Below are 13,690 nucleotides of genomic sequence, written 5' to 3' on the forward strand. Positions count from 1 at the left end.
AGTCGCTGACTAATGACAAACGAGTTTTATTCGTCGTCGTATGACTTATGGCACACTGTGACAGAAAGGTTTCGAGGGAGTGACTGCTGTGGGTCTACGGGAACGCAAGAAGGAGAAGACGCGCCTGGCGATCCTCGACGCCGCGCTCGACCTGTTCCTCGAACAAGGATACGAGTCGACCACGGTGGAGCAGATCGCGGGGGCCGTCGAAATCTCCCCGCGCACCTTCTTCCGCTACTTCAACAGCAAGGATCACCTGGCGCTGTGGCACCACGAACACGGCGAGGAGATCATGCTCGAGACGCTGGCGTCCCGCCCGGAGGATGAGTCGTCCTTCACCTCGCTCATGCACGCCATGCGCGCGGTTGTCGGCGACCTGGAGGGTTCAACGGGCGAGGACAGGGCGAGGTTCCTGAAGCTGCGGCGGCTCATGGAGGACCACCCGAGGCTGGTGGGCATGTCCGTGGCCAGGGGCGCGGCGACCGAGCGCCAGCTCATCGAGGTGATCGCCGCACGCAGGGGCGTGGACCCCGACGAGGACATGCTCACGCCCCTGATCGTGGCGTTCGCCGCCTGCACCCTGCGCGTCGGCTTCGAGTGCCCGCGCCGCGACAGCGGCCTGCCGGAGATCACGCAGCGGATGGCGGAGACCATCGAACTGGCCGAGCGCTCGCTGCGGCCCGGCTGGGACCGCTAGTCAGTTCATCGTCGGATCGTCCGGGCAGGTCGCCACGAAGGCCAGCTCGCCGGGCTGCCGCTTCAGCACGTGCCGCCAGAGCTCGCGGGGATCGGCGTGGAAGGTGTCGCCGGCCTCCGAGTCGACCACGTACCAGGCGCCTTCGGCGATCTCGCTCTCCAGCTGGCCCGACGACCAGCCCGCGTACCCCGCGAAGATGCGCATCTGCGCGATCTCCCCCTGGAGGATCTCGGGCGGCGCGTCCAGGTCCACCGTCCCGAGCCTGGAGACGGCCGGGGTGCCCGCGTGCAGCCTGCGCCAGCCGAGCGGCTCCTCGCCGCTGGGGACCGCCGCCAGCGCGAGCGCGCTGTCCGTCTGTACGGGCCCGCCCTCGAAGAGCACGGAGGGCCCGGTCACCAGCGGATCCCACACGGGCAGCACCTGGGTCACGGAGATGTCGCTCGGCCGGTTGAGCACCACTCCCAGGGTGCCGCCGTCGTGGTCGTGTTCGAGGATCAGCACGACGCTACGCCGGAAGTTGGGGTCGTCGAGAAGCGGCGTCGCCACCAACAAACCGCCGACGTAGATCGCTTCCGCCATACCTCCATCATGAAGGGTTCGCGAGGCTCGCGCTCCCCCAGTGCGTCGATGTTACTTTTCGTGGTCACTTGGGCACCTTCTGTAGCAAAGATCACTCGTTGGGGGGAGCTCATGCATATCAGGACACGTCTCGTGCTGGCCGCACTACCGGTCTGTGCGGTCCTGTTCCTCCCCCAGAGCGCGCAGGCGTGGCCCTGGCATGAGGACCACGGCGACCCGTTCACGATGACGGTGGACGACGTCCACTGCCGCTCGGGGCGCGCGCACGTCACCCTGCACAACCTGACCCAGGAGGCCGCGCGCTTCGACGTCCAGGCCGACGGGGTCAGCGTGGCCAAGGGGGCCATCCCGGCCCACAAGTCGATCGTCAGGCAGGTGCCGGTGGCCAAGGGCAGCACCGCGGACGTGGAGGCGTACTCGCTGGGTGACCCGCAGCGGGAGACGCTCGTCGACTCCAGCCGCGTCAAGAACGACTGCCCCTGGGGCCACCACCTGGACAACCTGCCCTTCACCGGCCCGCCCGCCGACCTCATGGGCAAGCTGGCGACGGCGGGCGGCCTGATCGTGGTGGGCGGCATCCTGTGGTGGTACGGCTCCATCTGGCCGCGTTCGACCCCGTGAGCTAGGGCCCTTCCACGACGAACGCGCCGGCCCTGGCGGCGGCCAGCGTGCGCGCCACGGACCGTTCCGCGTCCTGCTCGGTCACCGGCTCCCTGGTGACCACCAGCCGGTAGTAGAGCGGGGCGGAGATCGCGCGGATCACCTCCGCGCCGTCGGTGCCCGCGGGCAGTTCGCCCCGCTTGACCGCCAGGTCCACGACGTTGGCCCACTCCGCGATCCTGCGCAGGTAGAAGGCGCGCAGCGCGCCGGCGGCCTGCTCGTCGCTGGTGGCGGCGGCGATCACCGCCTGGAACGTGGCACCGAGCCGCCCGTCGTTGATCGCCCCCAGTACGGACAGCGCGTTGGCCCGCAGGTCGGCCTCGACGCCGCCCGTGTCGGCATGGGGCGTGGACTGGTTGGCCAGCTCGGTCATGAGATCGGTGACCAGGCCCGCCCTGCTCCCCCAGCGCCGGTAGACCGTGGTCTTGCCGACGCCCGCCCTGGCCGCCACCTGGTCCATGGTCAGGCCATGGAAGCCGTGCTCGACCAGCTCGTCCTGCGTGGCCTCCATGACGGCCGCGCGCACCCGCGCCGTGCGGCCCCCTGGCCGCACGGTTCCCGCCGAACGGGAAGGTTGGTCCATCTACGCTCCTTGTCGCAACGTTCCATTTTAACGGAACTGTCATCCCATTAAGGATTGACGGCGCATTACCCCCACCTTCTGGACGCGGCCATGCGAAGATCGGTTCCATCCCTTCGGCCGTTCGGCAATTCCGAACGAATCTGCGCTAGGGTGCGGGCTGTGGGAGAGACGATTCAGTCGGTCGAGCGGGCGGCCGCGATCCTGAGGCTGCTGGCCTCGGGGCCGCGCCAGCTCGGGGTGGCCGAGCTGGCCAGGGCGCTGGGCCTGCCCAAGGGCACGCTGCACGGCATCCTGCGCACGCTGGTCCACGTCGGGTTCGTCGAGCAGGACCCGGCGAGCGGGAAATACCGGCTCGGCGCCACGCTGCTCCATCTCGGCAGCAGCTATCTCGACGTCAACGAGCTGCGCACCCGCGCCATCAACTGGGCCGACGCCCTCGCGGGGCGCAGCAGGGAGAGCGCCTGGATCGGCACCCTCCACGAGGGCCACGTGCTGGTGATCCACCACGTGTTCCGGCCCGACGACAGCATGCAGACGCTCCAGGTGGGCACATACCTGCCGACCCATGCCAGCGCGCTCGGCAAGGTCCTGCTCGCCCACGACCCGTACGGCGAGCCGCCCGCGCCGCCGCTGCAGCCGTACACGAAGAACACGATCGTCGACCCCGCGGCGCTGGAGAAGGAGCTCGGCCTGGTCAGGACGCGCGGCTGGGCCGCCGAGACGGAGGAGTTCACCGAGGGCGAGGTGGCCATCGCCGCGCCCATCAAGGACCCGCGCGGCCTGGTGGTGGGCGCCATCGGCATCCGCGGCGCCGTCGAGCGGCTGGCCCCCGACGGCGCCCTGCACATGGAGTTCGTCTCGTACGTACGGGACGCCGCCCGCGCGATCACCCGCTCACTTGAACATCCCTAAGACCACGAAATAGCATTCGTTCGGCATTGCCGAACCAGAACCAAGCGAGGAACCCCGTGCCTCGAACTCAATACGTCGCCGCCATCGACCAGGGCACCACCTCCAGCCGCTGCATCGTCTTCGACCAGGCCGGCAACATCATCTCCGTCGCCCAGCGCGAGCACCGCCAGATCTTCCCCAAGCCCGGCTGGGTCGAGCACGACGCGGCCGAGATCTGGCAGGCCGTGCAGGGCGTGCTGGCCGAGGCCGTCAGCGGCGCCGGCATCGAGGACGGCCAGATCGCCGCGCTGGGCATCACCAACCAGCGCGAGACCACCGTGCTGTGGGAGCGGGCCACCGGCCGGCCCGTCTGCCCCGCGATCGTCTGGCAGGACACCCGCACGGACCAGCTGACCCGCGCGCTGGCCGAGCACGAGGGGCTGTTCAAGGAGAAGGCCGGGCTGCCGCTGGCGACGTACTTCTCCGGGCCGAAGATCCGCTGGCTGCTGGACGCCCACGGGCTGCGGGAGCGGGCCGAGCGCGGCGAGGTGCTGTTCGGGACGATGGACAGCTGGCTGCTGTGGAACCTCACCGGCCGCCACATCACCGACGTGACCAACGCCAGCCGTACGATGCTGATGAACATCCACACGCTGGCCTGGGACGACGAACTGCTCGACGCGCTGGGCGTCCCCCGCGCGATGCTGCCGGAGATCCGCCCGTCCTCCGAGGTCTACGGCCGCACCGCGGCGGGCGTCCCCGTCGCCTCGGCGCTCGGCGACCAGCAGGCGGCGCTGTTCGGCCAGACGTGCTTCGCGCCCGGCGAGACCAAGAGCACCTACGGCTCCGGCAGCTTCCTGCTGATGAACACCGGCCACGAGCCCGTCGTCTCCAAGCACGGCCTGCTGACCACGGTCGGCTACCAGATCGGCGCGGGCCCGGCCACGTACGCGCTGGAGGGCGCGATCGCGGTCACCGGGTCGCTGGTGCAGTGGCTGCGTGACAACCTGGGCCTGATCTCCAGCGCGGCCGAGATCGAGACGCTGGCCAGGACGGTCGACGACAACGGCGGGTGCTACTTCGTACCGGCCTTCTCGGGGCTGTTCGCGCCGCACTGGCGCTCGGACGCGCGCGGCGTGATCGCAGGGCTGACCGGGTTCGTCACCAAGGGGCACATCGCCCGGGCCGTGCTGGAGGCCACCGCGTGGCAGACCCGCGAGGTGGTCGACGCGATGAACGCCGACTCCGGGCTCGACCTGACCACGCTGCGCGCCGACGGCGGCATGACCGCGAACAACCTGCTCATGCAGACCCTCGCCGACGTCCTCGCGGTGCCGGTGATCCGGCCCATGGTGGCCGAGACGACCGCCCTGGGCGCCGCCTACGCCGCCGGGCTGGCGACCGGCTACTGGCCCGACGTCGACAGCCTGCGCGCCAACTGGCACAAGGCCGCCGAGTGGCGCCCGGCCATCGACGAGGCCGCGCGCGAGCACGAATACCGCAACTGGAAGAAGGCCGTGGCCCGGACCCTCGACTGGGTCGAGCAGTAGGGAGTGGGGCAATGACGACGACGACCGCCGCAGACCGCGCGCAGACCCGTGAGGAGCTCTCGCGCACCGCCTACGACCTGCTCGTGATCGGCGGCGGCATCCTCGGCACCTCCGTGACCTGGATGGCCGCGCAGGCCGGGCTGCGGGTGGCGATGGTCGACGCGGGCGACTTCGCCGGCGCGACCTCCAGCGCCTCCTCCAAGCTCGTCCACGGGGGCCTGCGTTACCTGCAGACCGGCAACGTCCGGCTGGTCGCCGAGAACCACCGCGAGCGCCGCGCCCTGGCCGCCGACATCGCGCCGCACCTGGTCAAGCCGCTGACGTTCCTGGTGCCGATCTACAAGGGCGGGCCGCACGGGGCGGCCAAGCTGGGCGCTGGGGTGTTCCTGTATTCGGCGCTGTCGGTGTTCGGCGACGGCATGGGCAAGGTGATCACGCCCCACCAGGCGCTGGCCAAGGTGCCCGCGCTGCGTACCGAGGGGCTGCGGGCCGCCGCCGTCTACGGCGACCACCAGATGAACGACAGCCGCGTCGCGGTCATGACCGTACGGGCCGCCGCGGACGCGGGCGCGGTCGTGCTCAACCACGCCGAGGTCGTCGGGCTGCGCAAGACGGGCGGCACGGTCACGGGGGCCGACCTGCGCGACCGGCTCGACGGGGCCGAGTTCGGGGTCTCCGCCCGGCTCGTCCTGAACGCCACCGGCCCCTGGGTGGACCACCTGCGGCGCATGGAGGACCCGGACGCCGCGCCGAGCATCCGGCTGTCCAAGGGCGCCCACCTGGTGCTGCGCCGCCACGAACCGTGGAAGGCGGCGCTGACCACGCCGATCGACAAGTACCGCGTGTCGTTCGCCATCCCGTGGGAGGACCACCTGCTGCTCGGCACCACGGACGAGGCGTACGAGGGCGATCCGGGCGGGGTGCGCGCCACCGAGGCCGACATCGCGCAGATCCTCGACGAGGCCGGCCACGCCGTACGCGACGCCCAGCTCAGGCGCGAGGACATCACCTACGCCTTCGCCGGGCTGCGCGTCCTGCCCGGCGGCCCCGGGCAGGTGACGGCCGCGAAGCGGGAGACCGTGGTGACCAGGGGGACGGGCGGCATGCTCTCGGTCGCGGGCGGCAAGTGGACCACCTACCGCCACATCGGCAGGCACGTCCTCGACACGCTCGCCCACCTGCCCGGCCGGCCCCTGGGCGACGACCTGGCCGACATCCTGCCCGCCGTACCCCTCCCGGGCCTGGCCAGCCCCGACGCGGTGGCGCTGCGGCTGTGGACCGACCGCGATCCGGGCGCGCGCATGGATCCGCTGGTCGCCAGGCACCTGGCCACGCACTACGGGTCGATCGCGTTCGACCTGGCCCGGCTCATCCGCGAGGACCCCGCCCTCGGCGAGCGCATCCACCCGGACGGCCCCGACATCTGGGCCCAGGCCGTCTACGCGCGCGACCGCGAGTGGGCGGCCATGGTGGACGACGTCGTACGCCGCCGCACGACGCTGACGGTACGCGGGCTCGACACGCCTGACGTGCGCGATCGCATCGCCGCCCTGCTCACCTGACCCGGATCTGGGCAGGGGGTAGTCATGTGCACTCCGATGAACGAAGCCCTGCTCAGGCACTTCCGCGACCTGCGTGACGGCGACCACGGAGGGGCCGTCACGCGGGAGGACAAGGAACACGTTTTCGCCACGGCGGCCGAGCTGCTCGACCCGGTGGCACGCAGAGCCCTCGACGAGCTCAACGCCGACCTGCTGCTCGGCACCGGCGAGGTGGTGGCCAGCGGGGTCACCCGGTCGCGCGAGGGCGGGCTCAACGCGATGTGGTCGCTGACGTGGCCGGAACAGCGCGCCACCCACAACCAGCCGATCGCGATCGTCGCCCACTACGGCTGCGACTTCCACCACCCGCACCTGCGGGGCAACACGGTCGGGGACTGGCCGCTGAACGTCTTCGGCCGCGCGGACGCCGAGGCCCAGCTCGACACGCTACGCGCGATCGCCGCCGGCGACGCCCACAACCTCGTCTTCCAGGAGAGCTACCACCTCATCCCAGCCATAACCACCCAACCCGCCTGACCCCCACCTCCCGATCCCGGGTCCGGCGACCACTCCACGCGTGCCAACGGCAGCGAGCACCCCACGAGCGCCGGTACGGCGAGCAGCCCTGCGGCGGAGCCCGGCGCAACGCGGACGGCGGGACGGAGTGCCACGGAGCCGGTCAAAGGATCGCCGTAGCGGCGGCCGGCCACGTGCGGGTCAGCGGCCGTCCCCCTGGAGGCCCTCAGCCACGGGCGGCGGTCGGCGCCACCCGTGCTCCGCCGTAAAAAATGGTACTTCTCACGCCACGGGCGGCGGTCGGCGCCACCCGTGCTCCGCCGTAAAAAACGATGCTTGTTATGCCTCGGTGAAGCCGCGCGCACGCCCGCCCGCCGACTCGCGCACCGCCGCCGCGACGGCGCCCGCCACGTCGGGGTGGAAGACGCTGGGGACGATGTAGTTGGGACCCAGCTCCTCCGGCGTGACGACGGCGGCGAGGGCGCCGGCCGCGGCCAGCAGCATCTCCTGCGTCACCCCGTTGGCCTGCGCGTCCAGCAGCCCCCGGAAGACGCCCGGGAAGGCCAGCACGTTGTTGATCTGGTTGGGGTAGTCGGAGCGCCCCGTGGCCACCACGGCCGCGTGCTCACGCGCGTCGTCCGGCGACACCTCAGGCTCCGGGTTGGCCAGCGCGAACACCACCGCGTCCTTGGCCATCGTCGCGATGTCGTCGCCCGTCAGGATCCCCGGCGCCGAGACGCCGACGAAGACGTCGGCGTCCTTGACCGCCCCCCGCAGGTCGCCCGCGTAGCCCTCGGCGTTGGTGTGGTCGGCGATCCACTGCAGCGACTCGTCGAGGTCGTCGCGCCCGCGGTGGACGGCGCCCAGGTAGTCGCAGACGACCACGTTGCGGGCGCCGGCGGCCAGCAGCAGGCGCAGCACCGCGTTGCCGGCCGCGCCCGCGCCCGCCATGGTGATCTTGACGGTCTCGATGTCCTTGTCGACCACCCGCAGCGCGTTGGTGAGCGCCGCGAGCACGCAGATCGCCGTGCCGTGCTGGTCGTCGTGGAAGACGGGGATGTCGAGCAGCTCGCGCAGCCGCCGCTCCACCTCGAAGCAGCGCGGCGCGCCGATGTCCTCCAGGTTGATCCCGCCGAACCCGGGCGCGATCACCTGCACCGTGCGGACGATCTCGTCGACGTCCTGCGTGTCGAGGCAGATCGGCCAGGCGTCGATGCCCGCGAAGCGCTTGAACAGCGCCGCCTTGCCCTCCATGACCGGCAGCGCGGCCTCGGGGCCGATGTTGCCCAGGCCCAGCACGGCCGAGCCGTCGGTGACGACGGCCACCGTGTTGCGCTTGATGGTCAGGCGCCGGGCGTCCTCCTTGTTGCGCGCGATGGCCATCGACACGCGCGCCACACCCGGGGTGTAGGCCATGGACAGCTCGTCGCGGTTGCGCAGCGGCACCTTGGACTTCATCTCGATCTTGCCGCCGAGATGCATGAGGAACGTGCGGTCGGACACCTTGTGGATGACGACGCCCTCGACCGCCTCGAGCTGGTCGACGATGGCCTGGGCGTGGTCGGTGTCCCTGGCCGCGCAGGTCACGTCGATGCGGAGCTTCTCATGGCCCGCGTTGGTGACGTCGAGGGCTGTGACCACGCCCCCGGCCGACTCTACGGCGTGGGTGAGCTGGCTGACGGCCTTGCCGCCGGCCGGCACCTCGAGACGCACGGTGATGGAGTACGACACACTCGGGACGGTCGCCACGTCAATCGCTCCTTCGGGACTGACCAAGAATTCCCCCATGATAGGGGGCGCCAGGTCAATCCAGCGCCTCGGCCGCTGTGACGATGAGCTCGACGCAGGTGGGAACGGGGATTGTGGTGCTGTCGACGACCAGATGATATTGACAGGAATCCGTCGGATCCGCCCGATAAAAGTGCCGTACGTAGGCCATCCGGGCACGGTCGTTGTCCTCGATGACCCGGCGGGCCTCGCGCTCGCTCATCCCCGACAGCGTGGCCGTCTGCCGGATCCTGCGCTGGATCGGCGCGTCGAGCCGGACGTGGAGCGCGCCCGGGTGGTCGGCCAGCACCACGGCCCCCGCCCGGCCGAGGAACACCCCGCCCTGGTCGCGGGCCATGTCCTTGAGCATGCGTTCGGTACGGCGGACGAACTCCTCCGGCGCGTACGGCATCGCGCCGGGCACGTACATGTCGACGCCGCCGAACGTGACGGTCGGCAACCGCATCGCCCCCGAGAGCAACCGCCCGAGGCCGTGCTCGGCCCGGTCGTCGTGGGCGAGCGCCTCCTCCAGCGTGCAGCCCAGCTCCTGGGCGACCGCGCTGGGGATGGCGCGGTCGACGAAGGGCACGCCGAGGCGCTCCGCGACGGCCGGGCCGATCTGGCTACCGGCCGTGCCGTATGTCGCGGATATGGTGACGACCCGCATACACCCAGGTTAGAACAGTGCGCTCGCCAAAGCTCTACGTGCTTTCGCCAAAGATGGATCGTCGGCCGGCAACGCGTCGAACAAGCCGAGCAGGTGGCGCCTGGCCTTGTCGCGCTCGTCGCCCGAGGTGCGCTTGACCACGGCGATGATGCGGCCGAACGCCTCGTCGACCGAGCCGGACAGCATCTCCAGGTCGGCGGCGAGCAACTGCGCCTCGATGTCGGCGGGGTCCTGCAGGCGCCGCTGGACGTCGGCGGGGTCGGCGCTCTCGGTCCGCTTGATGAGGCTGACGCCGGCCAGGCCCATCTTGGCGTCCTCGTTGCCCGGCGCGCGGGCCAGCAGCCGCTCGTACGCCGCCGCGGCCGCGTCGAGGTCGCCGGCGTCGATGGCCTGCTCGGCGGCCACCAGGTCGGGGTCGGCGGGCGGCCCCGCGGGCGCCTCCTGCTCGCCGGGCTCCGCCGTCGCGGGCCGGGCGTCGGGGTTGGCCTGGTAGAACTGCTCGACCGCGCCCATCAGCTCGTCGAGCCAGCGGCGCACCTCCTGCTCGGGCAGCACCTGCTGGAAGCCGGTGACGGCCTGCCCCTGGAAGATGGCCAGCACGGTCGGCACGGCCTGCACGCGCAGCGCCTGGGCGATCTGCGGGCTGGAGTCGACGTTGACCTTGGCCAGCACGGCCCGGCCGCCGAGATCGCCGACGACCTTCTCCAGCACCGGGCTGAGCTGGGCGCTGCCCGGCGCCCGCGGCGACCACAGGTCGAGGACCACGGGCGTGGTCATCGAGCGGTCGATGACCTCGGTCGTGAACGTCTCCTCGGTCACGTCCACGATCGAGGCCGACGCGGCCGCCTGGGGACCCGCCGCCTCCCGCCGGGCCTGCGCCTCGAGGGCCTGCTTGCGCGCGCCCAGGTCAATCGCTCCGTAGAGCGACCCGGGCCTAGAGAAGTCCGCCATGCTCTTCATCTTGCCGCATCACCGGGGCGGCGCAGTCACCCGCCGCCCTCTTGGAAGTCGCCCGCCGCCACCCGGAGGGTGCGCAACTGGGTGAACATCCGGTCGAGTTCGTCCTCGGCGTACATGGTCAGGCCGAACTCGGCGCCCATCAGGTCGCGGGTGGCCCGCTCCACGACGTCCCGGCCGGTCTTGGTGATCTCGGCGAGCACGCCGCGCCCGTCCCGCGGGTTGGGCAGCCGGCAGACGAACCCGGACTTCTCCAGCCTGTCCACCGTGTTCGTGACGCTGGTGGGGTGGACCATGAGCCGTTCGCCGATCTTCGACAGCGGGAGCGCGCCTGTCTTGCTGAACGTCAGCAGGACCAGCGCCTCGTACCGGGCGAAGGTCAGGTCGTACGGCTTCAGGAGCGAGTCGAGCTGCGACAGCAGGATCTGGTGGGCTCTCATGATCGAGGTCACGGCGGCCATGGCGGAGGAGGGCCCGAAGTGGGCACGCCAGCTCTCCGCGGCCCGGTCGATGGGGTCGAACGGCAGGTTGAGCGGCTTGGGGTGCGACACAGCGCATACGGTAGCGCGCCCCTCGTCCCGGTTCGTCTGGTGACCTGGAGCGACAGGCTTCCCCGCTTGACCAAGAATCCGGACGTCAATCATCACGCTCAGTTATGGTTCTCGTACGTATGGTGACGCAGAAGCCAAGTCCATCGGCCTGTGGGGACAGGCCGGACTCATTCGCTTCGGCCTTGCCGAGGGGCACGGGGGGTGCTTGATGAAGGTCAACGGGGAAAAGGGTGCGTGAGCACGCGGGCATTTCACGAGAGGAGCTGAAGCAGAGCGCGGCCGTCACGGTGGCCGTGCTCCTGGCGATCGGGCTGCTGGCGGCGTGGAATGTCCTGATACCTGGCGTGGACGCGTGGGAGAACATCGTGGCCGCGGTCATCGGCTCGTTGCGGATGACCGGGCCGGTGGCCGCCGCGTTCGCGGCGTGGGTGGCGTTGCGCAAGCGCAGGGCGTTGCGCGGGCGCCCGCTCACGACGTGGCGCGCGCTCAAGGCGCCGCTGGCGATCGTGGTGGTGGTGCTCGGGTCGTTCGGTGCGACGGTGCTGGTGTTGGCGGTCAAGACGGTGCTCACCGACCAGTCGGGGCGGCTGAGCCTGTCCGGCCTGGGCATGGGCATGGCGGGGCTGGCGCTCTACTCGGTGATCGGCTGGGTGGCCGGCTGGGTGGTGCCCAAGGCGTTCACGCCGCCGCTGGCCGGGCTGGCCTGCTATGGACTGTTCTCGTGGCTGGCCGACGACCGGGGCTGGGCGGACAAGCTGGCGCCCGGCACCGGGGAGCCGTACGACCTGTTCCAGGGGTTGAGCGGGGCGCCGTTCTTCGACCAGACGATCTGGCTGCTCGGCATCACGGCGGCGCTGCTGCTCGGCTGGGCGGCGCTGGTGACCAGGCAGGCGCTGGTGCTGGCGTGCGCGCTGCTGTCCGTGCTGGCGGCCGGGATGGGCGTGTCGCGGGTGCTGGCCCAGCCGAAGCCGGCCGCGGCCGTGGACATCGCCTACAGCTGCCAGGACTGGCCGATCACGGTGTGCGTGCACCCGGGGATGCGGGCGGGGCTGACCGAGCTGGGGGCGGCGTTCACGCAGATCGCCTCCCGTCTGGCGGGGACGCCCGCCGCGTTCACGCGGGTGGAGCAGCGGCCGCTGGAGGAGGAGCTGAAGCCCTCGAACGGCCTGGCGCCCGTCCACGTGCCCGACCTGTCCGCGGGGTTCGCGGAGGAGGCGGCGTACGAGTACATCGAGTCCCTGGCCGCCCGCTGCCCCGGCACGGTCGCGGACGGTTACCGGGAGATCGTGATGGCGTGGCTGCGCGGGGAGCCCCTGCCCGGCGGGCCGCTGCCCGAGCACCAGTACGCGGCGTCGTGGTTCTCGTGGCTGAGCGAGCACCAGCGCAGGGAGTGGCTGCGGATGTTCTACAGCGACTTCCAGAACTGCGGGCTGTCGAGCATGTACTTCGGCGGCGGGGGCGCGGCACGGCCGCAGGTGGCGCCGTCGGCCCGTCCGACGCCGGAGTCGAGCCACGTCTACCCCGTGTACCCGGAGGGCGAAGGCACGCCGAACTCGGCCCCCAGCACGTCCATGGCCGGTCTGAGCTAGGCGGCGGCGGATGGATCGGAAGATGTCACCAAACGGCTGGCAATGATGATCGCCCGACGGGTAGTCATGCACGCATGACGACTTCCCGTACGACGCCGCTCGAGGTGACCACCGCGCGGCGCCGCAGGTGGCGATACGTGGCGGGTTTCCTGGTCCTGGCGGTCCTGCTCGTGGTGGGCGGCCGCCTGGCCTGGACCTGGCTCAACCCGCTCGGCGAACAGGCCATCGACCGCAGTCAGCCGGTGCTCCTGCAGTCCATCAAGGACCTCAGCCGCTTCGAGGCCGCCACGGGGAACTTCCAGGTGGTCGTGGACCTGGAGAAGGACGCCAACTTCCTGCCGGACGCGATCAAGGGAACCCGCACGCTGTTCGTGGGGGCGGGCGGGGTGGACGCGTACGTGGACTTCTCCGGCCTGGCCGGGAACGCCGTGACGGTGTCGGAGGACCGCACCCAGGCGACCGTGCTCCTGCCCCGTGCCCAGCTGGAGAAGCCCAACCTGGACAACAGCCGCTCGTACGTGTACGCGCAGCAGCGCGGGCTGTTCGACCGGGTGCAGGACTTCCTGTCCGGGTCGCCAGGGGACCAGAGGGAGCTCTATCTGCTGGCGGAGAAGAAGATCACCGAGGCGGCGGTGGCGAGCGACCTGCGCGCCAGGGCGGACGCCAACACCAAGGCCATGATGACCGGCCTGCTGAAGTCGCTCGGCTTCACGAAGGTCACGGTGAAGTTCACGGACGAGCCCTAAGGACGGCTCACGGGTGCCTTAGTCGCCTGGTGCGCCTGCCTAAGTACCTCCCTATCTGGCCTTACGTCCGGAGATAAGGCATCCGCCCGATGTGTCCGGGAGGGCCTTAGGAGGAGTCTTAAGAGTGCAGGGAAGAAGCACGAGCCACAAGGGGCCACCATGAACGCCGAACTCGAGTACACCGTGATGCAGCACCACGCCTCCGAGCTCCGCCGCGCCGCGGCCGAGCAGCGGCGGGTGCGCGAGGCGCAGAAGAGCCTGCGGCCGGAGCGCCGCAACCGCTCGGTCTTCGCCAAGTTCCTCTCCTCATGACCGTCCACAAGCAGCCCGGCCGCACCCTCCCTCGCGGCCGGGCTGAACAGCCCCCGTAGGGGGGCGACGTCAGGGACCCGAATC

15 protein-coding genes are annotated in these 13,690 nt (G+C 70.9%); 9 read left to right on the top strand and 6 right to left on the bottom strand.

What is annotated here, in order from left to right; genetic code table 11:
- Nucleotides 1–88: 88 nt before the first annotated feature.
- Nucleotides 89–697: a TetR family transcriptional regulator gene (locus ACWDX9_RS07160; protein WP_449950010.1), complete on the top strand. Its 609-nt coding sequence runs from the start codon at nucleotides 89–91 to the stop codon at nucleotides 695–697.
- Here ACWDX9_RS07160 and ACWDX9_RS07165 read toward each other — a convergent pair whose 3' ends face one another.
- Complete coding sequence (locus ACWDX9_RS07165) at nucleotides 698–1,276, bottom strand: YqgE/AlgH family protein (protein WP_449950013.1); 579 nt, start codon at nucleotides 1,274–1,276, stop codon at nucleotides 698–700.
- 111 nt (nucleotides 1,277–1,387) lie between these two features.
- On the opposite strand from ACWDX9_RS07165, the gene ACWDX9_RS07170 reads away from it, so the two are divergent.
- A complete protein-coding gene (locus ACWDX9_RS07170; RefSeq protein WP_363962817.1) occupies nucleotides 1,388–1,897 on the top strand; it encodes a hypothetical protein in 510 nt (169 codons plus the stop codon).
- A gap of 1 nt (nucleotide 1,898) precedes the next feature.
- Here ACWDX9_RS07170 and ACWDX9_RS07175 read toward each other — a convergent pair whose 3' ends face one another.
- A complete protein-coding gene (locus ACWDX9_RS07175) occupies nucleotides 1,899–2,519 on the bottom strand; it encodes a TetR/AcrR family transcriptional regulator (RefSeq protein WP_449950016.1) in 621 nt (206 codons plus the stop codon).
- 159 nt (nucleotides 2,520–2,678) lie between these two features.
- Between ACWDX9_RS07175 and ACWDX9_RS07180 the strand changes: the two genes are divergently transcribed.
- Genes ACWDX9_RS07180 through ACWDX9_RS07195 form a run of 4 tightly spaced genes read left to right on the top strand, consistent with a single transcriptional unit; the run spans nucleotide 2,679 to nucleotide 7,038 of the window.
- Nucleotides 2,679–3,431 carry an IclR family transcriptional regulator gene (locus ACWDX9_RS07180; RefSeq protein WP_449950018.1) on the top strand — a complete coding sequence of 251 codons (753 nt, stop codon included), beginning with the start codon at nucleotides 2,679–2,681 and terminating at the stop codon, nucleotides 3,429–3,431.
- A 56-nt stretch (nucleotides 3,432–3,487) separates the two neighbouring features.
- Nucleotides 3,488–4,960, top strand: a complete 1,473-nt coding sequence (gene glpK / locus ACWDX9_RS07185; protein ID WP_449950021.1) for a glycerol kinase GlpK — start codon at nucleotides 3,488–3,490, stop codon at nucleotides 4,958–4,960.
- An 11-nt stretch (nucleotides 4,961–4,971) separates the two neighbouring features.
- Nucleotides 4,972–6,522 carry a glycerol-3-phosphate dehydrogenase/oxidase gene (locus ACWDX9_RS07190; RefSeq protein WP_449950024.1) on the top strand — a complete coding sequence of 517 codons (1,551 nt, stop codon included), beginning with the start codon at nucleotides 4,972–4,974 and terminating at the stop codon, nucleotides 6,520–6,522.
- A 36-nt stretch (nucleotides 6,523–6,558) separates the two neighbouring features.
- Nucleotides 6,559–7,038 (top strand): hypothetical protein, encoded by a 480-nt coding sequence (locus tag ACWDX9_RS07195; protein ID WP_350730072.1) that lies wholly within the window; start codon nucleotides 6,559–6,561, stop codon nucleotides 7,036–7,038.
- A 318-nt stretch (nucleotides 7,039–7,356) separates the two neighbouring features.
- Here the strand turns inward: ACWDX9_RS07195 and ACWDX9_RS07200 are convergent, their stop codons facing one another.
- The 4 genes from ACWDX9_RS07200 to ACWDX9_RS07215 are packed head-to-tail and all read right to left on the bottom strand — an operon-like array spanning nucleotide 7,357 to nucleotide 10,959.
- Nucleotides 7,357–8,766, bottom strand: a complete 1,410-nt coding sequence (locus tag ACWDX9_RS07200; RefSeq protein WP_449950027.1) for a malic enzyme-like NAD(P)-binding protein — start codon at nucleotides 8,764–8,766, stop codon at nucleotides 7,357–7,359.
- A 55-nt stretch (nucleotides 8,767–8,821) separates the two neighbouring features.
- A complete protein-coding gene (locus tag ACWDX9_RS07205; protein WP_350730068.1) occupies nucleotides 8,822–9,451 on the bottom strand; it encodes a cytidylate kinase-like family protein in 630 nt (209 codons plus the stop codon).
- 9 nt (nucleotides 9,452–9,460) lie between these two features.
- A complete protein-coding gene (locus ACWDX9_RS07210) occupies nucleotides 9,461–10,402 on the bottom strand; it encodes a tetratricopeptide repeat protein (RefSeq protein ID WP_449950030.1) in 942 nt (313 codons plus the stop codon).
- A 35-nt stretch (nucleotides 10,403–10,437) separates the two neighbouring features.
- A complete protein-coding gene (locus ACWDX9_RS07215) occupies nucleotides 10,438–10,959 on the bottom strand; it encodes a MarR family winged helix-turn-helix transcriptional regulator (protein WP_366328118.1) in 522 nt (173 codons plus the stop codon).
- Nucleotides 10,960–11,189: 230 nt separating this feature from the next.
- Between ACWDX9_RS07215 and ACWDX9_RS07220 the strand changes: the two genes are divergently transcribed.
- The 3 genes from ACWDX9_RS07220 (at nucleotide 11,190) to ACWDX9_RS07230 (ending at nucleotide 13,606) form a co-directional block, all read left to right on the top strand.
- Nucleotides 11,190–12,548 (top strand): hypothetical protein, encoded by a 1,359-nt coding sequence (locus ACWDX9_RS07220; protein ID WP_363962812.1) that lies wholly within the window; start codon nucleotides 11,190–11,192, stop codon nucleotides 12,546–12,548.
- A gap of 74 nt (nucleotides 12,549–12,622) precedes the next feature.
- Nucleotides 12,623–13,294, top strand: a complete 672-nt coding sequence (locus ACWDX9_RS07225) for a DUF4230 domain-containing protein (RefSeq protein WP_449950034.1) — start codon at nucleotides 12,623–12,625, stop codon at nucleotides 13,292–13,294.
- A gap of 159 nt (nucleotides 13,295–13,453) precedes the next feature.
- Nucleotides 13,454–13,606 (top strand): hypothetical protein, encoded by a 153-nt coding sequence (locus tag ACWDX9_RS07230; RefSeq protein ID WP_364840070.1) that lies wholly within the window; start codon nucleotides 13,454–13,456, stop codon nucleotides 13,604–13,606.
- Nucleotides 13,607–13,690 lie beyond the last annotated feature (84 nt).

It is taken from the genome of Nonomuraea sp. NPDC003201, assembly GCF_053590415.1.